Genomic DNA, 21767 nt, shown 5'->3' with positions numbered 1-21767 from the left:
CGCGCGTTTACATCACTGCAACATGCTATTGTGATTCAAAGAAAATCCTGTCAATCATTGACGATATTTCGCCGTATTCTCGTCAACGAATTGACAACAGAGCCTCATGCGGGCACCTATCGGTCTCCGGATCAGTACCCGACGCAAAGCACTCCGCCGGTCGCAAGCGGCGCTGGCGCGTAGCGTGGGCATTTCGCCGAGCTATCTCAATCTCATCGAAGCCAATAAACGCCAGGTGGGTGGCACGCTGCTCCAGCGCATCGCCGCCGAACTCGATATCTCCATAGGGGAGTTGACCGGCGAGGCCGAACATCGGCTTATATACGAATTGACCGAAGCGTTTGCCGATCCGGTCCTAGCCGATGTCGGGCTTAGTGCCGACCAGGCCCGCAGTCTTGTCGCGACCCAGCCGCAAATCGCCCAAATGATCACCAGGCTTCACCGGGCCTACGCAGCTGCCGCCGTGAGTGCGGATGCCTATGCCAATCGCCTGCGCGCCGATCCGCTGCTCAGCCAACTTCTGCACCAAGTTCTCTCGCGCATTACCGCGGTACGATCCTCGGCCGAGATTCTCGATGAGATCAAGGATCTCAGTTCCGAGGAGCGCGAGCGGTTCGTCGGATCGATTTCGCGCGAAGCGCGTGGGTTGACCGCAGTGGCGCAAAACCTGATCGGCCAGTTCGATCATGCCAGTATCGCCAGCCGATCGGCCTCGGTCCGGCGCGAGCTGGACGACATGATCTTTGCCGCCCGCAATTACTTCCCGTCCCTGGAAGAACGCGCTGCCGAGATCGCGGTGGATTTGGGCGAGCAGGCCAGTGAGGCAACAATCATAGACCATTTGCGCGAACGCCACGGAATTACCGTCGAGCGAACCGCAAATCCGCCGTCAGGCCAGGCATTTGCCTACAATGCGGAACGCCGGACGATTTGGTTTCGCAATACCGTTCCGCAATCGACCAGGCAGTTCCAGATGATCAGACTGATCGCGAACGTGACGAGCGGCGGCGTCCTGGACACCGTCGCCGGCGCGCCCGAGCTCTCCTCGAAAACCGCGCGCAGGTTGGCGCGGGCCTATCTTTCCTCCTACGTAGCCGGGGCGGTGCTTTTTCCCTATGAGCGCTTCAGGTCCGATGCAGAAGCGCTGCGCTATGACGTGGAAGCGCTGAGCGAACGCTACAATGCCAGCTTCGAACAGGTCGCCCACCGGCTCGTGACCCTTAGGCGAGAGGACGCCGAGGGCGTCCCCTTCGGTTTCCTGCGCTCGGATCCGGCTGGGCGGCTGACCAAACACTTCGCCCTGCCCGGCCTGCTGCTTCCCCAGACGGGGCACGCCTGCCCGCTCTGGGCCATCTATGCGGCGTTCCGCTCCTCAGGCCAGTTGGTTCGCCAGGTGGTGCGGTTTTCCGATGGCTCACGCTTCCTCTTTATTGCCAAGGCGGTTTCGCGTCGCTCCTCGGGCTTTGCCGATCAGGCGCTGCCCCATTCGATCCTCCTTGCAACCGATATCCTGCACGCCGACCGAACCGTTTACGCCGACGGTCTCGATTTGCGCGATTCCGGCGCCGACGTGCCCGTGGGGCCGAGCTGCCGGCTATGCACACGCGCGGATTGCCCCAGCCGGCAGGAGGCCCCGTTCGCGCCGGGCACCGAGGCCACGCTGACTGGCTCCATCGCCTGACGGGGCTTGGCGAATTGTCACAATTGCGCTTATCTGATGACGAGCCTTGCGGAGGAAGAGGCTCGGAGGGGGAGTTTTGGCTATCGATATTCTCATTGCAGAAGACGAGCCATCCATTCTTGAAGCACTCGATTTTGTTCTGAAAAGAGCGGGATGGACCATCGGTGCCGTCATGGATGGTGAAGCGGTGATGGACGCCGTAAGGCGCCAGCAGCCACGGGTTCTCGTACTCGACATCATGCTGCCCAAGCGCAGCGGATTCGAGGTGCTCAAGCAGATCCGCGCCGATCAGTCGACGGCTGACCTGCCGGTTCTGGTCCTCACTGCAAAGGGGCAGCAGCAGGACCGGCGTATCGCCGAGGAACTTGGTGCCGACAGGTTCGTTACCAAGCCCTATTCCAACGCCGACGTTGTGGATGCGGTGCGAAGCCTGCTGGGCGATCCATCCGATCTGCGCCACGCCCACTGAGCGGCACCGATGCGGCGCAAGATCATAGGCGCTTCGCTCTTTTTCACCCTGTTCGGGGCGCTGGCCAATCTGCCGCCATTGATCCTGCTGTTCCGGTTCGATGCGCTGGTAGCCGGCATTCCGATCGAAAGCGTGTTTCTCTTCGGGCTTTGGCTCTGCCTTGTCGTCGGAGCCGCCTGGTTTGCAGCAGTATTGCCGCCAGACGAGCCCTCCGCGCCGCCCGGTGAGGACCGGCCATGACGCTCACGGCCGATCTGGTGATCGCCACTGCCGTGGCCTATGTGGGGCTGCTGTTCGTCATCGCCTATCTGGGGGACCGGCATACTCGCACCACGACCGGCGGGTTTCTGCGTTCGCCCTTCGTCTATACTCTCTCGATCTCGGTCTATTGCACGAGTTGGACCTTCTATGGCGCCGTAGGCACCGCCGCGCGCAACGGGCTTGAGTATCTCACCATCTACCTTGGTCCGACGATCGTTTTCGTCGGCTGGTGGTTCATCCTGCGACGCCTCGTGCGCATCAGTCATGACCAGCGGATCACATCGATCGCCGACCTGCTCTCCTCCCGTTTCGGCAAATCGAGTACCCTGGGCGTGCTCATTACCGTCCTCGCCGTCATCGCCATTGCCCCCTATCTCGCCTTGCAACTCAAGGCGATAACCTCGTCGATCGAGGCAATCGCGGGCTCTTCGGAATTCGGACGGGGAAGCCTGGAAGGCTGGGACGAGGTCGGCCTGGCGTTCGGCGTCGCCGCCTGCATGGCATTGTTCACCATCCTGTTCGGCACACGCAATGTCGATGCCAAGGAACAACATCATGGGGTCGTCGCCGCCATCGCCTTCGAGGCCATCGTCAAGCTTACGGCTCTTCTCGCTGTCGGCTTTTTCGTCGTCTATATCGGCGGCGGCATGGAGGCGATCTTCACCAACGCCTCGGCAGCCGGGCTGGACATCCATGCCAACAACACCTTCGGCGACCGCTGGACGGCGATGCTCGTGCTCGCCGGCGCCGCCGTGATCTGCCTGCCGCGCCAGTTTCAGGTGACGGTGGTCGAAAACTCGGACGAAAAACATCTGCGGTGGGCCAGTTGGGCCTTCCCGGCCTACATGCTTGCGATGAGCCTTTTTACTCTGCCCATCGCACTTTTCGGGCTAAGTTCGCTGCCGGCAGGCTCCAACCCGGATATGTTCGTGCTCACCCTGCCATTGGCGCAGGGACAGGATGCATTGGCGCTATTCGCCTTTGTCGGTGGTTTCTCATCGGCGACCTCGATGATCATCCTCGAATCCATCGCGCTTTCGATCATGGTGTCGAACCACATCGTGGTGCCGATCATGCTGCGGCTAACGGCGGGGAACGGAATAGGCGACGGCCAGGGAGTGCGGCGCCTGATCCTCAACGCCAGACGCCTCTCAATCATGCTCATCCTGTTCCTGGGGTTCGGCTATTTCTCCCTGACCCGCGGGTCGGATGCACTGGCGCCGATCGGACTGATCTCATTTACCGGCGTGGCGCAATTCCTGCCGGCCATTCTCGCCAGCCTCTTCTGGCGCGATGCTTCAACAAGGGCCGCCATATCCGGGATATGTATAGGTTTTGTGGTCTGGCTTTGGGCGAGCTTCATGCCTTCGTTCGCCACCTCCTCGAGCCTTGTGGCCGACATCATGGTGAATGGCCCCTGGGGGATCCTGTGGCTGCGGCCGCAAGGCCTTTTCGGGTTGGACGGGCTCGATCCACTTGCCCATGCGGTTTTCTGGAGCCTGTTTCTCAATACGTCAGTCCTCGTTGTTGGCTCGCTGGTCACCAGCCAATCGGCGCTCGAGCACGTCCAGGCCACGCTGTTTCTCAACGTCTTCCGCCGCGCGAGTGCGGAAACCAACCCCATCCGGGGGACCGCCACCGCCGACGACCTGTTTCTCGTCGCGCGACGGGTACTCGGTCACGAACGGGCCGTCGCGCTGTTTTCCGAAGAAGCCAAACAGGCGCGCATGCCTTGGACGACGCTGGAGCCCAGCCCGGCTTTCATTCGGCGCCTGGAGCGCGAAATGGCCGGTTCGATCGGCGCCGCATCGGCGCACGTCATGCTTTCGAAAGTGGTTTCCGGCGATGCGATTTCCCTCGAAGAGGTCATGCAGATGGCCGACGAGACCCAGCAGGCCATCGAGTATTCCCAGGAGCTGGAACGCACATCGACGCAATTGCGGGCCACCGCGGAAAAGCTCGAACAGGCCAATCGGCAGCTGCGGAAGGTGGATGTTCAGAAAGACGAATTTCTGAGCCAGGTAAGTCATGAGGTCCGCACCCCCATGACCGCTATCCGGGCGTTTTCGGAAATCCTGCTGAGCGAGAAAGATCTCGGTGACGAGGCGCGGCAGAAATTCGTTTCGACCATCCACAAAGAAAGCCTGCGCCTGACCTCGCTCCTCGACGAGATTCTGGATCTCTCGGCGCTGGAACGGGGCGAACGTGCTTGGGAGAACCGTCCCATCGACGCCGAAGAATCGCTCGATCAGGCACTACGGGTTTGCGATGCACTGGCGCGGCAATCCAATACCAGGTTGAAGATCGGCTCGCGCGCCTCTGCCGCCCTTGTCCGGGCCGATCCCGACCGACTGAGCCAGGTGCTCATCAATCTCATTTCCAATGCCATCAAATATAACGGGGCCATCGATCCGATGGTTGAGGTGCGTTCGCGCTTCAAGGGCAAGAACTACATCATCGAGGTCGAGGACAATGGCCTTGGCATTGCCGAAGAAGAGCGTCCGCGCATCTTCGACAAATTCTATCGCGGCCGTCTGGGTGAAGCCGGCCCATATGCCGGCGCAGGCCTTGGGCTACCCATCAGTCGCGAAATCATCTCCCGCATGGACGGCACGCTGGAGCTGGTGTCAGAGGCAGACGAAGGTGCATGCTTCCGCATAACGCTGCCGGTGATCACTCGGAGTGATATCGAAAGAGCAGCGCAATAGCCCTACCCGTGGCTCGGCGGCAGCACAGGGAGATTGTCTATCAGCCGAACGCCATCCAGCCACGCCGCCACGAGCAGCCGTGCCGGCTGTACGGCCCGTGAAACCGGCTCGAGCGTCTCCGCATCGCGCAGTTCGAGATATTCGACCTCGGAGTATCCTGCCCGTTTAATGGCAGCCTTGGCTCGGGCGATCGCGGCATCGGCGTCTTCTCCGCGCTCGATGGCCATGCCGGCCGTGGCTAGAGCCTCCGCCAGTGCGGGAGCCTTCTGCCGCCCTTCGACACTCAGGCGCACATTGCGCGAAGACAAGGCCAGTCCATCGGCCTCCCTGACCGTTGGGATCCCAACGATCTCCACGGGAATATCGAGATCGCGCACCAGCCTTCGGATGACGCTCAGTTGCTGATAATCCTTTTCACCAAACAGGGCGACATCGGCTTGTGTCTGGAGCAGCAGCTTGGTGACGACGGTCGCCACGCCATCGAAATGGCCGGGACGGTGCGCGCCGCAAAGCCCTTCGCTCAGTCCCGCAACCGACACGGTGGTCGAGAAACCTTCCGGATATATCTCTTCGACACCGGGCGCGAACAGCAGATCCACATTTTCCGAAGCAAGCTTAACCCGATCCGCCTCCTCATCGCGCGGATATTTGGCGAGATCGTCGGCATTGTTGAATTGCCGCGGATTGACGAACAAGGTGACGATGACACGCGCCGCCCTACCCCGCGCCGCCCGGACCAGCGAAAGATGGCCTTCATGCAGGGCACCCATGGTGGGCACGACAGCGACTTTCTCACCGGCCGCGCGCCACTGAGACACAGTGGCCCGCAAATCGGTAACGGTTCGGCAAATCGGGAGATTCATCAGGCGCCCTTGACGCTGGTGGGCGTGTCGCCGAACACATGTTCGGCAGCGGGAAAGCGCCGGGCGCGAACCTCCTCGGCATAGGTTGCCGCGGCCTTGTCGGCCTCTGTGCCCAGTTCGGCATAACGCTTGACGAATTTCGGCTTGAAATCAGCGAACATGCCCAGCATGTCGTCGACCACCAGAATTTGCCCGTCGCATGCGACCGAAGCACCGATGCCTATGGTGGGAATGTCGATATCGGCGGTGATGCGACGTGCCAGAATATCGGGCACCTTCTCGATCACGACGGCAAACGCCCCTGCCTCGGCCACTGCCTGGGCGTCACGCAGAACAGCTTGGCTTTCGGCCCCGCGGCCCTGCACCTTATAGCCGCCGAATGTATGAACCGATTGCGGCGTGAGCCCGATATGGGCCACAACCGGAATGGCACGCTGAGTCAGGAAGCGGATAGTGGGCGCTATCTGCGCTCCGCCTTCAAGCTTTACGGCGCCACAGCCCGTCTCCCGCATCAGGGTGGCGGCGTTGCGAAAGGCCTGTTCGGGGCTTTCCTCATAAGTGCCGAACGGCATGTCGACCACCATCAGCGCCGATTTCAGCCCACGCCGCACCGCCTTGCCGTGCATGATCATCATGTCGAGCGTAACGCCGAGCGTGTCGGGCAAGCCATGAAGCACCATGCCGACGCTGTCGCCCACGAGCACCAGATCGCAATGCCGGTCGACCAGTTGGGCGATCGGCGTCGTATAGGCAGTGAGGCAAACGATCGGCGCGCCGCCCTTGCGTGCCATCAGCGCCGGAGGCGTAACAGGCGGCGCAGGTGCCTTGCCATAGGTCATCAGTCCTCTCCCGCATGCTGCCGATACAAACATCGGCGGTCATATTCGATATGTGGCCGCTCCTTAGCCGATCTCAAGGCAGGCTCAAACCCCGACCTTGGGCGGGGGCATCGCGGCAGGCTACGCAAACGCCGAAAGCGGCTTGTCGTGGTCGTGATATTTGCACTCGCCATGATCGGCGAGGATTTCGATAACGCGGCAATCCTCGACCTTGCCGTGCACGCAGCCTTCCACCATCCGCTCAAGTTCGGATTTGAGCGCCATGAGGCTGCGAATACGGCGATCCACCTCGACCAGATGCTCGCGCGCCAAGGCGTCGGCCTCTGCACAGGATTGCTTGGGATGATCCTGCAGCGCCAGGAGCCTGCGGATCGCGTCGACGTCAAAGCCGAGTTCGCGCGCATGGCGAATGAAGGTCAGCCGGTCGATATCGGTGCGGTCATAAAGCCGTCGATTGCCCTCGCTCCGATCCGGCGTGGGCAACAAGCCGATCTGCTCGTAATACCGCACCGTGGGAACTTTGACACCGCTGGCACGCGCTGCCTGGCCGATTGGCACTCCAGCCTGCATTTTTCCTCTTGCTCCTCTAGTCGCTAGAGAAAGTAGATAGGTGGTCATCGCAGTCGGAGCAAGAGATGACACAAGATCTGATCACCACTCGCCTCCTTGTCCGGGGCATGGATTGCGCCAGCTGCGCCTCCAAGATCGAGGCGGCTGCGCGAAAGACCAGCGGCATTGTCGACGCCGCCGTATCGGTGACAGGTGGCACCGTAACCCTCAAGCATGTGGCGGCCGCCGATCTCGCCCAGTTCCAACGGCGCGCCGAGGGCATGGGTTATCGCGTGACGCCCGATACGATGTCGCCCTCGCAAAAGCCGGCCTCCCATAGCGAACTGCCCGACAGTCAACCCTGGTGGCAAACCGGCAAGGCCAAGCTGACGCTTGCCTGCGCCATTGCACTTGCCTTCGCCTTTGCAGCGGAACAATTCATCCCAGCCCTTCATCCATGGGGCTTCATTGCAGCAGTGCTCGTCGGCCTTATTCCCATTGCCGGCCGTGCTTTCGCCGCGGCGCGCTTGGGGCTGCCTTTTTCCATCGAAACCCTGATGACCGTTGCCGCGGTAGGGGCCATCATCATCGGCGCCAGCGCCGAGGCCGCTGTCGTCGTCGTCCTGTTTCTTGTCGGAGAACTTCTGGAAGGCCTTGCCGCTGGACGGGCCCGAGCATCGATCCGCGCTCTTGCCGATCTGGTGCCGCGCACGGCATTGCGCGAGCACAACGGGCAGACCCGCGAAATCCCGGCAGATGAGTTGGCAACCGGCGATATCGTCATCGTTCGGCCTGGAGATCGCATTCCGGCTGACGGCGAGATCGTCTCCGGCGAAAGCGCCATCGACGAAGCTCCGGTCACTGGCGAATCCGTGCTAAAGGCAAAGGCGGTCGGAGACAACGTCTTTGCGGGCACCATCAACCACGAGTCGGTGCTGCGGATATCGGTGACGGCGATCGCTGCCGACAATACTATCGCTCGCGTGATCCATCTGGTCGAGGAAGCCCAGGAGGCCAAGGCGCCGACCGAACGGTTCATCGATAGCTTTTCGAAGTTCTATACGCCCGCCATCATGCTGGTTGCATTGCTGGTGGCCGTTTTCCCGCCCCTGGCGTTTGGAGCCTCGTGGGAGGAGTGGATCTATAAAGCGCTGGCGCTGCTGCTGATCGGATGCCCTTGTGCCCTGGTGATCTCGACCCCGGCTGCCATCGCTGCGGCCCTGTCCGCGGGCGCGCGCAACGGACTGCTGGTCAAGGGCGGTGGCGTGCTGGAGACGCTGGGCAAAGTCGACCGCGTCGGCTTCGACAAGACCGGCACCCTGACCCAGGGCAAACCGGTAGTGACCGACATTATGGCGGTGAACGGCGACGAGGACGATGTCCTGCGCTTGGCAGCGGCATTGGAAGCGGGCTCGAGCCATCCGCTGGCGTTAGCAATCATCGAGCGGGCCAAAGCCGTAAATCTTGTCGGCTTGCCGGCCACCGACGCCAAAACGATAGGCGGCAAGGGCGTCACCGGCAAAATCGGGAACAGGGCCGTATTCCTGGGCTCCCCGCGCGCCGCCGAAGAACAAGCGGATCTTCCAAAGTCGCTACAGTCCCGCATTTCGGCCCTCAACGAAGAAGGCAAAACCGTCTCCGTGCTCGTGGTCGAAGGAACGGCCGCCGGACTCATCGCCATGCGCGACGCACCGCGCGAGACCGCTGCCGCCGGCGTTGCGGCGTTGAAAGCGCTCGGCGTCACGCCTGCCATGCTCACCGGCGACAATCGGCGGACCGCAGAAGCCGTGGCGGCCGATCTCGGCATCGCCGCGCATGCTGAACTTCTACCGGCCGACAAGCAGGCGATCGTCAAGACGTGGCAAAGCCAAGGCCATATCGTTGCGAAGGTGGGCGATGGCATCAATGACGCTCCGGCCCTGGCCGCTGCCGATGTGGGCATCGCCATGGGAGAAGGCACCGACATTGCGCTGGAAACGGCCGACGCCGCCATTCTCAACAGCCGCGTCGAAGGTGTGGCCGGAATGATCGGGCTTTCGCGTTCTGCCATAGCCAATATCAAGCAGAACATAACCATCGCACTCGGTCTCAAGGCGGTCTTCCTGGTGACGACCCTGCTCGGGATCACCGGCCTATGGCCAGCGATTCTGGCCGATACCGGCGCGACCGTTCTGGTGACGGCCAATGCCATGCGGCTGCTTGCATGGCGGATGGACGATTAATCCTTGCCGATCGACTCCACGGAAGAAAGCAGACGGGTGGCGAGCAGAAGCGCACTGCCCGTCGCCATGATCATCTGCGGCAGCACCAGCCATTCCAGCGTCCACGCCGCGCCCGAACGCTCCTGTTCATGGACCAGCGCCTGTGCGATCGTTCCGCTGGATCCGGCCGTATAGCGGGCCAGAGCGACGAGCACTTCAGCGGTCACAGGATTGGATTTGTGCGGCATGGCGGAAGACCCACCGCCTCCCGAGAGCTTGATTTCGCCATTGGCGCTTTGGGCGAGCAGCGCGATATCCTGCCCGATCTTGCCCAGACTTCCGCAAACGAGGCTCATCCAGGCGGCGAATTCAACGATCGAGTCGCGCTGGTTGTGCCAGGATTTGTCAGTCGTTCCCAGTCCCAACTTATCAGCGAGGGTGGCGACCACGCGCGGCCCCTCTTCTCCAAGCTTTTCGAGCGTACCCACCGCTCCGCCATACTGCAGAACGAGGAGACGCGATTTGATCTCTTCGAGCCGTGCCCGGTGGCGGGCAAGCGGCGCCTTCCAATCGGCAATGCGATCGGCAACCGATATTTCCAAAGCATCCTGCATACGGGTGCGGCCCATGAGCCCCCGCTTGCCAAAGCGTCCGCCGAGAGCTTCGAGCGCTCCTTCAATGGCTGCGATGCGGGCCGAAAGAATTGCGCAGATCGATTTGAGCCGCAGGATCAGGCTTGTGTCCATAACGTCCTGACTCGTGGCGCCGAAATGCAGAGCTTGGGCGGCTTCTTCATCCAGCGCTGCGCGCATCTGCTTAACGAGTTCGGGAACGACCACGCCGTCACGCCCCAGACCAGCGCGCAAGCGGTCCATATCGAGCACCAGATTGGCCGTCAGATGACCAATGGCTTCGGCGGCCTCGGCGGAAATGAGCCCACATTCCGCCTGGGCCGAAGCCAGCGCCGCCTCGAACTGTGCCATGGCCGCAACGTCAGCGTCTGCCGAAAGAAAGCCGGCCAGTTCGGGATCACCGAACAGGCCGGAGAGAATGGGATGGTCGAAGGGGGAAAGACTCATCAGGCGTCCAGGAAGACGGTTTCGTTTTCTCCCTGAAGGTAGATGTCGAAAGTGACAGTGTCACCGTCCCGCCTACCAATCATCGTGTTTTCACGCCCGATCATGCGCGCCTTGCCGAGAACCGGGTCTTTGCCATTGGCTTCCTGTTCGTCGGAGAAATACATCCGGGTCATCAGCCCGATATTGATGCCGCGTGCCACGATCCAGAACGTGATATGAGGGGCCATGAACCCACCGCCTGGCGCCGGCACCGCCCCGGGCTTGATAGTCTCGAAGGAAAACTCGCCATTGGCGCCTGCCGCCTGCCGGCCCCATCCGACGAAATTGGGATCGACGCCTGCCCGATGCTCGGAAGGACTATTATAGATGCCATTGGCATCGGCCTGCCAGATTTCGACCACGCAATCGAAAACCGGATTACCGCCCCCATCGATCACCCGCCCCTTGACGGTGATCCGCTCTCCTTTGACGCCGTCGGAGACGACGCTTTTTCCCAGATCCTCCGCGATCACACCGTTGATGTCGTAGAGATTCGGGGTCATCCCGATATGGACGTAGGGTCCGGCGGTCTGTGACGGTGTTTCCTTGAGATAGTCGAACAGCCTGACCATCAATTCCCCTCCGGGCGGTTTTCAAAGAAGGTCGAACGGCGGCCACGCAGCACGATATCGAAACGGTAGGCGCGCAGGTCCATGGGGATGGTATTGTTCATGTCCAGCCGTGCGACCAACCGTTCGATCGCGGCCTTGTCGGGAACGGTGTTGACGATCGGGCAAAGCGGGATCAGCGGATCCCCCTCGAAATACATCTGGCTGATGAGACGCTGGGCAAACCCGCTGCCGAACAGCGAAAAGTGGATATGAGCCGGGCGCCAGTCATTGATCCCGTTGGGCCAGGGGTACGGCCCCGGTTTGATGGTCCGGAACCAATAATAGCCGTCTTCGTCGGTGAGCGTCCGTCCAAAGCCGCCAAAATTGGGGTCCAGCGGCGCGCGATAGCCCTCGCGCTTGTGACGATAACGACCGCCAGCATTGGCCTGCCAGAATTCGACGAGCGCGTTCGGCACCGGCTTGGCGTTCTGATCCAGCACGTGGCCGTGAACCACGATCCGCTGCCCGATCGCTTCCTCGCCGGGCTTGGCATAGTTGACGATGAGATCGTTGTCGAGTTCGCCCAGCATGTTGTGGCCAAAGGCTGGACCGGTCTTTTCCGAGAGCGTCGAAGAAAAGCTGATCAGCGCCTGTTTGGGCGCGCGGAGGGTGCTCGATTTGTAGCCGGGCGTAAACGCCGGCGGATGCTGGCTGAAATCGCGCTCCATGAAGGCGGCAGCTTCCGCCCGACTGTTGGACAGTCGTTCAGTCATTGTCATCACCCTTCCCGATCCTGTCCAGCGCCTGCCGCGCCAGCTTCATGGCATGATTGGCGTGCGGAACGCCGGCATAGATCGCCACATGCAGCAGGATTTCGCGGATATCCTCTTCGGTTGCGCCGGTTCGCGCCGTCGCCTCGATATGCATGACCATTTCCTCGTAGTGCCCGAGGGCGGCGAGCAACGCAATGGTCACGATCGACCGCTGCCGCTTGTCCCAATTGGGCCGTGACCAGACATGCCCCCATGCCGCCTCGGTGATAAGTTCCTGAAAGGGCCGCTCGAAATCGGTCATCGTGGCCTGTTTTTTGTCCACGTAGGCCTCACCCAGCACGCTCTTGCGCGTGGCGAGCCCCTGCGCATGCCGCGCCGACGGCCCTTCATGATGCGACATCGCGCATTCTCCCCTGTTCGACCCGTCCGACCAGCGCGGCAATCGCCGCCGTCACCTGTGCGGGTGCTTCGATGCAGGGCAAGTGCCCCGCACCTTCAATGATTTCAAATTGGCTCGCCTGGATCTGTCGGACGAAATCGGCAACCAGATCCGGCGGCGTCGCGCCATCCTCGGCGCCCACGAGAACCGACACGGGAACAGCGATACTTGCGGTATCGGCCCGGCGGTCGAAGCCCGCGATTGCCGCACAAGTCGCCAAGTAGCCGGCAACCGGCTGCCGCTCGAACATCGCCCTCGCGATTTGATATTCCGGCTTGCCGGAATTGCGGAAACCGGCGCTGAACCAGCGCTCCATGACGCCGTCGGTCACCGATTCTATCCCATTGCGGGAGATCGCATCGATACGATTGTTCCAGAAATCCGCATCGCCGATCCGTGCAGCAGTATCGCACAGCACCAAACCGGCCACGAGATCGGGCCGGTCGAAATAGACCTGCTGAGCAATCTGCCCGCCGACCGAAAGCCCACAAATAACAGCTTCGGTGATCCCCAACGCAGCCAAAAGGCTCACAAGATCGTCGGCATGATCTGCGATCCGGTAGGGCGTGCTTCCGATGCTCGAAAGCCCGTGACCGCGCTTATCGTAGAGCAGAATACCAAGATCGCCGTCGAGAGCGGCGACGACGTCATCCCAGATCCTGAAGTCGGTGCCGAGCGAATTGATGAAAACCACCGTCTGCGCGCCCGCAGCAGCCCGGCGCAGGCGATAGTGCACGACGATGTCGCCAAGCTGGACGCAATCCATCGGAGATCCTCCACGCAGCGAATGTGGAGCAGCCGAATGGTTTTGTAAAATGAAACTCAAGCGCTTATAGATAACCTATAGCTCATAGGTTGATCTTGATCGAAACCCGCATCCGCTTCCGTCACCTGCACACCTTTATCGAGGTGGCGCGCCACAATTCCGTCGGCCGCGCGGCGCAGGTGATGGGCGTGACCCAGCCGGCGGTCACCAAGACCATCCGCGAACTTGAAGACATTCTGGGCAAGAAGCTCCTCGAAAAGGAGGGGCGCGGCGTGCGCATCACCCATTATGGCGAGGTTTTTCTGCGCCACGCCGGCGCTTCGGTCGCCGCTGTCCAGAACGGGATCGACAGTTTGAGCCGCGTCAATGCCGGCCCACCCGTTCGTATCGGCGCCCTCCCCACAGTATCGGCGCGCATCATGCCGCTGGCCATGCAGCGCTTCCTTTCCGAACGCACCGACAGCCCGGTCAGGATCGTCACGGGCGAGAACCAGGTCCTGCTCGAGCAATTGCGCACCGGAACGCTCGATTTGGTCATCGGCAGGCTCGCTGCACCTGAACAGATGAGCGGCCTGAGGTTCGAATATCTCTATCCGGAGCAGGTCCGCTTCATCGTCCGCAGCGGCCACCCGCTGCTCACCGATACCCATTTCGATTTCGGCCGACTTCGAGATTATACCATCCTCATGCCACCGGTGGGCTCGGTGATCCGGCCATATGTGGACCGCTATCTCCTCACGCACGGGATGGCCGAACTGCCGCATACGATCGAAACCGTTTCCGATTCCTTCGGCCACGCCTTTGTCGAGGAGACGGACGCGGTCTGGGTGATCTCCGAGGGCGTCGTCACCCGCGATGTAGCCGCTGGCCGCCTCCGGCCTCTGCCCGTCGACACCAGCGAAACCCGCGGCGCAGTGGGACTTACCACGCGCGAGGACGCGCCGGCCAATGCTTCGCTCGATATTCTGGTCCGCATCGTGCGCGATGTTACCCGATCGCGTGCAGACTGATTGAATCGCGCAATGCCTGCGGCCCCTGCCCCACGCGCTGAGAAAAGAAGCGGCTGAAATAGGCGGGATCGGGATATCCCAACACGATGCCAATCTCCTTTATGCTCAACCCTGAGAACTGAAGATAGCGCCGTGCTTCGAGCAGCACCCGCCGCTCGATCACCGCAAGCGCCGACAGTCCCAGCACCTGCCGGCAAACGCGGTTGAGATGGGTTGGCGTGATCCCGAGCTTGCCGGAATAAAACCCGACCCGGCGCGTATCCCGAAAATGCTGGTCCACCAGCGACAGGAACTGGTGCGCGTGCCGCTCGGCGGCATCGCGGTGATCACCCGCCTGCTGCGCCGCCGCCAAATCGAGCCGGTGCGCGGCCACCAGCAGCAATGAGAGCCGCGCGCGGAGTGCCGCCACCTGCCCTGGCGCACCGCGATCGGCCTCGGCCACCAGCCGCTTCACCGCCTGATAGAGCTCCTGCGCGTCGACGATCGCTTCGATCGGCTTGAGAATACAGGGACGCAACAGGCCATCGGCGGCCGGACCGATTTCGCGCAGGGCGGTTTTGACATCCTGGGCAAAGAAGGTGAGCACGAACCCGTCAACATCGGTGGAAAAGACAAAGCTGTGGACGGTGAGCGGCGGCACGATGATCAGCGCCGGCGGGGCAACCTCGAAAGTTTCACCGTCGAGCATCACCGTGGCATGCCCGCTTCTCAAATAGAGAATCTGGTGCAGCAGATCGTGCCGATGCGCCGAGATGCGGAAGCCGTGCAGGCGCGAGCGTGAGGTGATCGTTTCCCAATGCAGCCAGCTCTCGCCGCTGCTTTCGTTCTCGCCATAAAGGGCGTAGGTCGGTATCGCGTTCATGTTGCTATAGTCCAACTCTTTGTTGCGCCTGTCCATTGGCAAGTTTGGGCGTGATGCCCATCCTCCCTGCAAATTTGGCGGTCACACCGCCATTACCGGGAGGATCGTCATGCGCACTCAGGTTGCGATCATCGGGGCTGGCCCAGCCGGCCTCACGCTCGGCCGGCTACTCGAAAGAGCCGGTATCGATGCGATAATCATCGAACAGCGCAGTGCCGATTACGTACTCGGCCGCATTCGCGCTGGCGTCCTCGAGCAAAGTTCCGTCGATCTTCTGCGTGATCTCGGCGTCAATGCCCGGATGGATGCAGAGGGCATTCCTCACGACGGCGTGGAGCTTTCGTTCGACGGCGACATGCTGCGCATCAATTTTCATGAACTCGTGGGCCGTCGCGTCATGGTCTATGGGCAGACTGAAGTAACTCACGATCTGATGGAAGCGCGCGCAGCGTCGGGAGCCCGATCGATCTATGAGGCGAGCGACGTCGCCATTCACGATTTCGATGGCGAGCGTCCTCGTGTCAGCTTCAAGAAAGATGGCCAGCACCATGAAATCGAATGCGATTTCGTGGCTGGGTGTGACGGCTTCCACGGCGTTTCGCGGGCCAGTGTTCCGGCCGATGCGATTTCGATCTTCGAGCGTGTCTACCCTTTCGGGTGGCTCGGTATTCTGGTCGACCAACGGCCCGTCGCCGAGGAACTGATCTACGCTCACCATGCTCGCGGCTTCGCGTTGTGCTCGATGCGGTCCCATACGCGCTCGCGCTATTACATCCAGGTGGATTCGAGCGAAAAGGTCGAGAATTGGTCGGACGATCGGTTCTGGGACGAATTGCGCAACCGGATCAATCCCGAGATCGCCGAGAGGCTCCAGACCGGCGCCTCGATCGAGAAATCCATCGCCCCGCTGCGCAGCTTCGTTGCCGAGCCGGTACGCTTTGGTCGACTGTTTCTGACCGGCGATGCCGCTCATATCGTGCCCCCGACCGGAGCCAAGGGTCTCAACATGGCCATTCACGACGTGAGCGTTCTGGCCGGCGCTCTGGAGGAGTTTTACGCCGAGCGATCCCAGGCCGGCATCGAGGCCTACTCGCCAACCGTTCTGGAGAACACCTGGCGCACCGAGCGGTTCTCCTGGTGGATGACGCAATTGCTCCACACCTTTCCCGACAGCGGGGATTTCGGCCGACGTATCCAACGCGCCGATTTCGACTATCTCCGCGCGTCCCGCATCGCTCGCCAATCGCTCGCCGAGAATTACACCGGATTTCGCGTTTAACCGTTCGTTTCAAGCCCCTAGCAGGTCCTTCTAGCCGGGTGGGAACGAAATTGGCACAAGCGGCATTGGAACCTTGGAGGCGCATGAAGCGCCTGATTTCGGGGGCGTGCCTGCATGAACTTAAGCGATCCCTATTGTGGTCCGGCGCCGCTTCCCGCGGACCTTTGGTCCCGGTGGGTATTCGATCCGGTTGCGGCGCTTTTGATGGTGGTCCTGTTTTGCGGATGGTTGCTGATCGGGCGACGGGATAGGGTTGGCCGTCTAGCACTTGTCAGCGCACTTGGTCTGATCGCCATTGCGTTCTTTTCACCCCTCTGCGCCCTTACGACCGCGCTTTTTTCGGCGCGTGTGGTCCATCACGTTATCCTCATCAGTGTCATCGCGCCGCTTTTGGCCATCGCACTCCCATGGCGGGACGGACCATTGCTGCCGCTGGCTCCGCTCACCATTCTCAGCGCCCTCGTCGTCTGGATCTGGCACGCGCCGAGCGCCTATGAATGGGCGATTTACGGCACCCTTCCCTATTGGCTTATGCAGGTCACCCTGCTTGGCTCCTCCTGGTTCTTATGGCGCGAGATGCTTTCGCCGTTGAACCGCGCCGGCGGCGCGCTGATCGCACTAACTGCATTTGTGGGCCAGATGGGGCTGCTTGGCGCTCTGCTCGTTTTCAGCCCCTTCCCCGTCTATACGCCCCATCTGAGCACCACCGCGCCTTACGGCCTGTCCGCGCTTGCCGACCAACAGCTTGCCGGACTGCTGATGTGGGTTCCGGCCATGCTCCCTTACCTGGCTGCCGGGCTCTGGTTGGTATTGCGGCTTGCCAACGGCCTGCCGAACACGCGCAGGTCCGGTTTGGCTCGATGATCACGGTTTTCAAGTTCGTCCACATCGCTACGATCTCGATCTGGGCCGCAGGATTGATCTGCCTGCCGTTCTTGTTCGCGCAGCGCAAGGATGTCGGGCACGAGGCGGCGCTTCATCGTCTGCACGCCATGGTGCGGTTTCTCTACGTCGTCATCCTGTCGCCAACCGCGTTTGTGGCAATCGGCAGCGGGACCGTGCTTGTATTTCTGCGCTCGACATTCGAACCGTGGTTTGGCCTCAAGCTCTTTTTTGTAGGCATCATGGTGCTGATCCACCTCCTTTCGGGCCTGCTGGTGCTCTCCCTGTTCGACGAATCCGCACGCTATTCACGCCTGCGCTACATCGCGTTCACGGGGGGAACGCTTGCGGTGGTTTCGGCGATTCTCGCCGTGGTGCTCGCCAAGCCCGAATTCGATACGAACCGGCTCACCCCCGATTGGCTGGCGCCGGGGCAGCTTTCCGAAATCGCGGGCGGCATCCTGGGGTGGGACTTGCAATGAAGCGACGCCTGCTTGCCGCTCTCGGGCTTATTCCGCTGGTATCCGGGTGCACTGGATCGTTGTCGGCGCTCGATCCGGCCGGACCTGCGGCGGATGCCGTTGTGACGCTCTGGTGGGTGATGTTCTGGACGTCGATCGGCCTCTTCGTGCTCGTCTCGGGCCTGCTCGCCGCCGTCTGGTGGCGGCCCGGGTTTGGGAAATCCCTTTCCCCCACGCGCTGGATCGTTCTCGGCGGCCTTGTCATGCCCGGCGTCCTGCTCACCCTCCTCGTGGGATACGCCCTGTTTACCGGCGAGCGGCTGCTGCCTGTGGCACTGGCCGATCAGCCGACCCGGGTTGCGGCACATGGTGTGCGCTGGCAATGGCAGTTCACCTATCCCGATGCGCCCGACAGCACCGCCACGCCCGTTCTACACATCCCGGCAGGCGAACCCGTCGACGTTCTCGTGACCAGCGGCGACGTCGTTCATTCCTTCTGGGTGCCGCGTCTCGCAGGCAAGATCGATGCTATTCCGGGGCACCAGAACATCATCCGCATCCAGGCGGACCGGCCGGGCACCTACCATGGCGTGTGCGCCGAATTCTGTGGCGGCGGGCATACGGACATGCGCTTTATCGTCCAAGCGCATGCTCCCGAGGATTATCGGGCCGTTCTGAGCGGGGGCGGCCAATGACGGAATTTCCGCCGCCTTCCGAGCGCCTTTCTCCCATCCGCCTGCACAAGGCCCTGGAGCGTGCGTGGGGAACCGGTCGGGGCTGGCACCGGCTGGCCGCCGTCAATCACACGACGATGGGCAAGCGCTTCATGCTCGCCGCTTTCGTGTTCTTCGCCATCGGTGGCGTGCTGGCCATGCTGATCCGCACCCAGCTTGCCACACCCAATTCTGCGTTCGTGGGACCGGATATCTACAACCAGCTTTTTTCCATGCACGGCACGGTGATGATGTTCCTGTTCGCCATACCGATGCTGGAGGGCTTGGCGATCTACCTTCTGCCCAAGATGCTCGGAGCGCGGGACATGGCTTTCCCGCGCCTCTCGGCCTACGGGTTCTGGTGCTATGTTTTCGGCGGCACGATCGTCGTTGCATCCATGCTGTTTGGCGTTGCGCCCGACAGCGGCTGGTTCATGTATACCCCGCTATCGTCCCAGCCCTATTCGCCGGGAATCAACTCCGACATCTGGCTTTTGGGAATCACTTTCGTCGAAATCTCAGCCTTGTCGGCCGCTGTCGAAATCACCGTCTCGATTCTGAAACTTCGGGCGCCGGGCATGTCGCTCGATCGCATGCCGCTTTTTGCCTGGTACATGCTGATCACGGCGCTGATGATGGTATTCGGTTTCCCGCCGCTGATCCTGGGTTCAATCCTCCTCGAACTGGAACGCGCCTTCGGGCTGCCATTCTTCGACCCCACGCGCGGCGGCGATCCGCTGCTCTGGCAGCACCTGTTCTGGCTGTTCGGGCACCCCGAAGTCTATATCATCTTCCTGCCCGCCGCCGGAGCGCTCTCGACCATCATCCCGGTTTTCGCCCAGCGGCCGATCGTGGGCTATCACATCATCATTGCCGCCATTACCGCTCTGGCCTTTCTGTCCTTCGGGCTCTGGGTGCACCACATGTTCACAGTGGGCATTCCGCATCTGGCGCTGGCGTTCTTCTCGGCGGCAAGCGCGCTGGTGGCCATTCCCACCGCCGTACAGATCTTTGCCTGGCTGGCCACGCTCGCCCATGGAAAACCGCGTTTCGACATTCCCATGCTTTATGTGACGGGTTTTTTCCTCATCTTCGTGATCGGCGGGTTGACCGGGGTGATGCTGGCGATGGTGCCTTTCGACCAGCAGGCCCATGACAGCTATTTCGTGGTCGCCCACCTCCACTATGTCCTGGTGGGAGGGTTCGTCTTTCCCATGCTGGCAGCAGTCTATTTCTGGCTGCCGCATATCACCGGGCGCGAGTCGGTGCACCGCATTTCGGTGCCGGCATTTTGGCTAATTTTCGTAGGGTTTAACCTGACATTCTTTATGATGCACCTTACCGGGCTCATGGGAATGCCGCGCCGGGTCTATACCTATCCCTCGAACTTCGGCTGGGATTGGCTGAACCTGCTTTCGAGCGTCGGCGGATTTATTCTCACCATGGGGTTCGCGCTGTTTGCCGTCGACATGGTGCTGCAATTCCGCTTCGGGCGGCGCTTCAGCCGCAATGGCTGGAAGGCGCGGACGCTCGATTGGGCGATGCCCACGCGACCGGCCTCTTATGGCTTTGCCTCACTTCCGAGCGTCGATCGGCGCGCCGATGACATAGATCCCGATCCGCTGGCGGCTGAACTGGCGGCGGGCAAAGGCTATCTCGGCTTCGTGCGCGACAATCGCATGGAAACCCTCGCGGTGGACATGACCACCGGTCGGCTCGAGCATCTGGTCATGCTCCCCAAACCGACCTTCCTGCCGCTGATCTCGGCGGCTCTGACCGGAATGGCCGTACTGGCCATGCTGTTCAAGGTCTATATCCTCGCCATTCTCTTTGCGGCCGCGACGGTGGGGAGCTTCTTGTTCTGGTCCGCAGCTATGGGATTAAGAACCGATAGTGGCCTGGTGCCGGTGGGACGCGGCGAGTTCGCACCCCTGGATATCGAAGTCGAGCGCCCGTCACAGTGGTGGGCGATGGTCTTCGCGCTTGCGGCAAACGGCACTCTCTTCGTTTCGCTCCTCTTTGGCACACTCTATCTCTGGCTCGTCGCTCCCGGTTGGCCGCCTGCCGAGATCGTTGCTCCCGATCCGTGGCTTTGGCTCACCGCTCCCGCACTCATTTCTGCAAGTATAGCGTGGCGTTTCGGGAGCGGGATAAGTCAGCGAGGCGGCAATTTCATCCCGGCGGCCATTCTCGCCCTTGTCCTGGATGCGGCGGCAATTGCCTTTGTTTTTCTGAAGCTTACCGGCATGCCAGATCCCACTCAACACGCCCATCTGGCAACCAGTGCCGCCTTGCTCGGCTATGCCGCGTTGCATGCGGCGGCAGGATTGGTGTTCTCGATCAACGCCTTGATGAAGAACGCTCAAGGCCATGTCTCCGCCCGGCGCGGACTGGCTTTGCGCCTGGCTTCGCTGTGGCACGACTATACGGCAGTGACCGGAGTTGCGGTGGTTGCGATGATCGCGCTGATGCCGGGGTTGATCGGTGCGCTGGCGGGGGTGAGATGAGCACGAAATCGCCCGTACCGCCATCGCGCATGTTATTGATTCCGCTCGGCTTCATCATCTGGAGCGTTGCATTTGTCACGCTTTATGCGACCAACGCGATCGGGTGTGAATTCGGGTGGCCCGAGGGGGTCCAGCGCGGGCTGCTGGTCGCAATTTCCCTAGGTTTTCTAGGGGGGTCGGCCCTAGCTGGGTGGCTGGTGTTCGCGCATTGGAGGGCCAGGGCGCGGCTTGAGCAAGCCCCTGCTCCCGCCCTGTCCATATTGGGCATATACGGCTTGGGATCAGCGTTTGTGGCCATGATCGGCCTGGCTATCCCGAGTTTAACGACATCGTTGTGCATTTGAGCCCAAAATCACTCGTTTGGGTTCACCATGATACCGATGCCGTGGTCGAAAACGAGCTTGCCGCCATGCCATCCGGCAAGGCCGGTAAAGACGCTGGCAAGAAGCGAGAGCGCCAATCCGAACGGCAGGACGGCATCCGGGTTGGTGAGGCGAACGCCCCAATTGGTGCCGGCGATGGCCAATAGCGCCATGGCGGCGATGGCGTGGGTCCAACTGCCGACGCGCCCGCGGATGCCCGGGACCAGGATCAGTTCCGCCGTGCCGGCAATGCCGGCGGCAATGCCGAAACAGAATGCGAAGCCGGCAGACCATACGCCTGCCCGCACCCAGAAGTCGTCGGCGGTCCACCAGTAAAAGATGTCGGTGCCCAACGTCGCGAACACCAGGGCGATGGGGAAATGCACCATCATGGCGTGAATGGGATGGCCGGCGACCGCGACCGCCGATTGGGCGTCGCGCTCCATGACCTCGGCAATCACCGGATTGACTGA

General features: G+C 61.6%; 21 protein-coding genes. 11 read left to right on the top strand and 10 right to left on the bottom strand.

Annotated features, from left to right (window positions below; translation table 11 throughout):
- Positions 1 to 106: 106 nt before the first annotated feature.
- The 4 genes from NO934_RS15910 to NO934_RS15895 all read left to right on the top strand — a co-directional run bounded on the left by NO934_RS15910 (position 107) and on the right by NO934_RS15895 (position 5119).
- Positions 107 to 1681, top strand: coding sequence for a short-chain fatty acyl-CoA regulator family protein (locus NO934_RS15910; RefSeq protein WP_309160967.1), 1575 nt, complete (start codon positions 107 to 109; stop codon positions 1679 to 1681).
- 76 nt (positions 1682 to 1757) lie between these two features.
- Positions 1758 to 2150 carry a response regulator gene (locus tag NO934_RS15905; protein ID WP_309160965.1) on the top strand — a complete coding sequence of 131 codons (393 nt, stop codon included), beginning with the start codon at positions 1758 to 1760 and terminating at the stop codon, positions 2148 to 2150.
- Positions 2151 to 2159: 9 nt separating this feature from the next.
- A complete protein-coding gene (locus NO934_RS15900; RefSeq protein ID WP_309160963.1) occupies positions 2160 to 2390 on the top strand; it encodes a hypothetical protein in 231 nt (76 codons plus the stop codon).
- Complete coding sequence (locus NO934_RS15895) at positions 2387 to 5119, top strand: sensor histidine kinase (RefSeq protein WP_309160962.1); 2733 nt, start codon at positions 2387 to 2389, stop codon at positions 5117 to 5119. Before NO934_RS15900 ends, NO934_RS15895 begins: the two co-directional genes overlap by 4 nt.
- A 2-nt stretch (positions 5120 to 5121) precedes the next feature.
- Here NO934_RS15895 and panC read toward each other — a convergent pair whose 3' ends face one another.
- From panC to NO934_RS15880, 3 genes are all read right to left on the bottom strand, one after another.
- On the bottom strand, positions 5122 to 5982 hold the full coding sequence (gene panC, locus NO934_RS15890) for a pantoate--beta-alanine ligase (RefSeq protein ID WP_309160960.1): 861 nt from the start codon (positions 5980 to 5982) through the stop codon (positions 5122 to 5124).
- The gene (gene panB / locus NO934_RS15885; RefSeq protein ID WP_309160959.1) at positions 5982 to 6821 is read right to left on the bottom strand and encodes a 3-methyl-2-oxobutanoate hydroxymethyltransferase; all 840 of its coding nucleotides are present in this window, start codon (positions 6819 to 6821) and stop codon (positions 5982 to 5984) included. Before panB ends, panC begins: the two co-directional genes overlap by 1 nt.
- A gap of 120 nt (positions 6822 to 6941) precedes the next feature.
- Complete coding sequence (locus NO934_RS15880) at positions 6942 to 7391, bottom strand: helix-turn-helix domain-containing protein (RefSeq protein ID WP_309160957.1); 450 nt, start codon at positions 7389 to 7391, stop codon at positions 6942 to 6944.
- Positions 7392 to 7456: 65 nt separating this feature from the next.
- On the opposite strand from NO934_RS15880, the gene NO934_RS15875 reads away from it, so the two are divergent.
- Complete coding sequence (locus NO934_RS15875) at positions 7457 to 9592, top strand: heavy metal translocating P-type ATPase (RefSeq protein WP_309160956.1); 2136 nt, start codon at positions 7457 to 7459, stop codon at positions 9590 to 9592.
- On the opposite strand, the gene NO934_RS15870 is transcribed toward NO934_RS15875, so the two are convergent.
- From NO934_RS15870 to pcaD, 5 genes are read right to left on the bottom strand one after another with little or no spacing between them, the layout of a single operon-like run.
- Positions 9589 to 10650, bottom strand: a complete 1062-nt coding sequence (locus NO934_RS15870; protein WP_309160954.1) for a 3-carboxy-cis,cis-muconate cycloisomerase — start codon at positions 10648 to 10650, stop codon at positions 9589 to 9591. The genes NO934_RS15875 and NO934_RS15870 overlap by 4 nt on opposite strands.
- Entirely contained in the window at positions 10650 to 11261 is a 612-nt protein-coding gene (pcaG, locus tag NO934_RS15865; protein WP_309160953.1) for a protocatechuate 3,4-dioxygenase subunit alpha, read from the bottom strand. The genes NO934_RS15870 and pcaG overlap by 1 nt, the downstream gene beginning before the upstream one ends.
- Complete coding sequence (gene pcaH / locus NO934_RS15860; protein ID WP_309160949.1) at positions 11261 to 12013, bottom strand: protocatechuate 3,4-dioxygenase subunit beta; 753 nt, start codon at positions 12011 to 12013, stop codon at positions 11261 to 11263. Before pcaH ends, pcaG begins: the two co-directional genes overlap by 1 nt.
- A complete protein-coding gene (pcaC, locus tag NO934_RS15855; protein WP_309160947.1) occupies positions 12006 to 12413 on the bottom strand; it encodes a 4-carboxymuconolactone decarboxylase in 408 nt (135 codons plus the stop codon). The genes pcaH and pcaC overlap by 8 nt, the downstream gene beginning before the upstream one ends.
- Positions 12400 to 13218 carry a 3-oxoadipate enol-lactonase gene (gene pcaD / locus NO934_RS15850; protein ID WP_309160944.1) on the bottom strand — a complete coding sequence of 273 codons (819 nt, stop codon included), beginning with the start codon at positions 13216 to 13218 and terminating at the stop codon, positions 12400 to 12402. Before pcaD ends, pcaC begins: the two co-directional genes overlap by 14 nt.
- A gap of 95 nt (positions 13219 to 13313) precedes the next feature.
- Here pcaD and pcaQ point away from each other — a divergent pair, with 95 nt between their 5' ends.
- The gene (pcaQ, locus tag NO934_RS15845; protein ID WP_309160943.1) at positions 13314 to 14228 is read left to right on the top strand and encodes a pca operon transcription factor PcaQ; all 915 of its coding nucleotides are present in this window, start codon (positions 13314 to 13316) and stop codon (positions 14226 to 14228) included.
- Here the strand turns inward: pcaQ and NO934_RS15840 are convergent.
- The gene (locus tag NO934_RS15840) at positions 14206 to 15090 is read right to left on the bottom strand and encodes a helix-turn-helix domain-containing protein (RefSeq protein ID WP_309160942.1); all 885 of its coding nucleotides are present in this window, start codon (positions 15088 to 15090) and stop codon (positions 14206 to 14208) included. The genes pcaQ and NO934_RS15840 overlap by 23 nt on opposite strands.
- Positions 15091 to 15199: 109 nt before the next feature.
- Here NO934_RS15840 and pobA point away from each other — a divergent pair, with 109 nt between their 5' ends.
- From pobA to ctaD, 5 genes are all read left to right on the top strand, one after another.
- Positions 15200 to 16369: a 4-hydroxybenzoate 3-monooxygenase gene (gene pobA / locus NO934_RS15835; protein ID WP_309160941.1), complete on the top strand. Its 1170-nt coding sequence runs from the start codon at positions 15200 to 15202 to the stop codon at positions 16367 to 16369.
- Between the two features lie 114 nt (positions 16370 to 16483).
- Positions 16484 to 17233 carry a cytochrome c oxidase assembly protein gene (locus NO934_RS15830; RefSeq protein ID WP_309160940.1) on the top strand — a complete coding sequence of 250 codons (750 nt, stop codon included), beginning with the start codon at positions 16484 to 16486 and terminating at the stop codon, positions 17231 to 17233.
- Positions 17230 to 17733 carry a CopD family protein gene (locus NO934_RS15825; RefSeq protein WP_309160939.1) on the top strand — a complete coding sequence of 168 codons (504 nt, stop codon included), beginning with the start codon at positions 17230 to 17232 and terminating at the stop codon, positions 17731 to 17733. Before NO934_RS15830 ends, NO934_RS15825 begins: the two co-directional genes overlap by 4 nt.
- Complete coding sequence (coxB, locus tag NO934_RS15820) at positions 17730 to 18407, top strand: cytochrome c oxidase subunit II (protein WP_309160938.1); 678 nt, start codon at positions 17730 to 17732, stop codon at positions 18405 to 18407. The genes NO934_RS15825 and coxB overlap by 4 nt, the downstream gene beginning before the upstream one ends.
- A complete protein-coding gene (gene ctaD / locus NO934_RS15815) occupies positions 18404 to 20932 on the top strand; it encodes a cytochrome c oxidase subunit I (protein WP_309160937.1) in 2529 nt (842 codons plus the stop codon). Before coxB ends, ctaD begins: the two co-directional genes overlap by 4 nt.
- A 352-nt stretch (positions 20933 to 21284) precedes the next feature.
- On the opposite strand, the gene NO934_RS15810 is transcribed toward ctaD, so the two are convergent.
- Positions 21285 to 21740, bottom strand: a complete 456-nt coding sequence (locus tag NO934_RS15810; protein WP_309163742.1) for a DUF2231 domain-containing protein — start codon at positions 21738 to 21740, stop codon at positions 21285 to 21287.
- Between the last annotated feature and the right edge of the window lie 27 nt (positions 21741 to 21767).

It is taken from the genome of Pelagibacterium sp. H642, assembly GCF_031202855.1.
GTDB lineage: Bacteria > Pseudomonadota > Alphaproteobacteria > Rhizobiales > Devosiaceae > Pelagibacterium.
The sequence above is the reverse complement of the archived record's forward strand: the minus strand, read 5'-3'. Positions and strand labels throughout refer to the sequence as shown.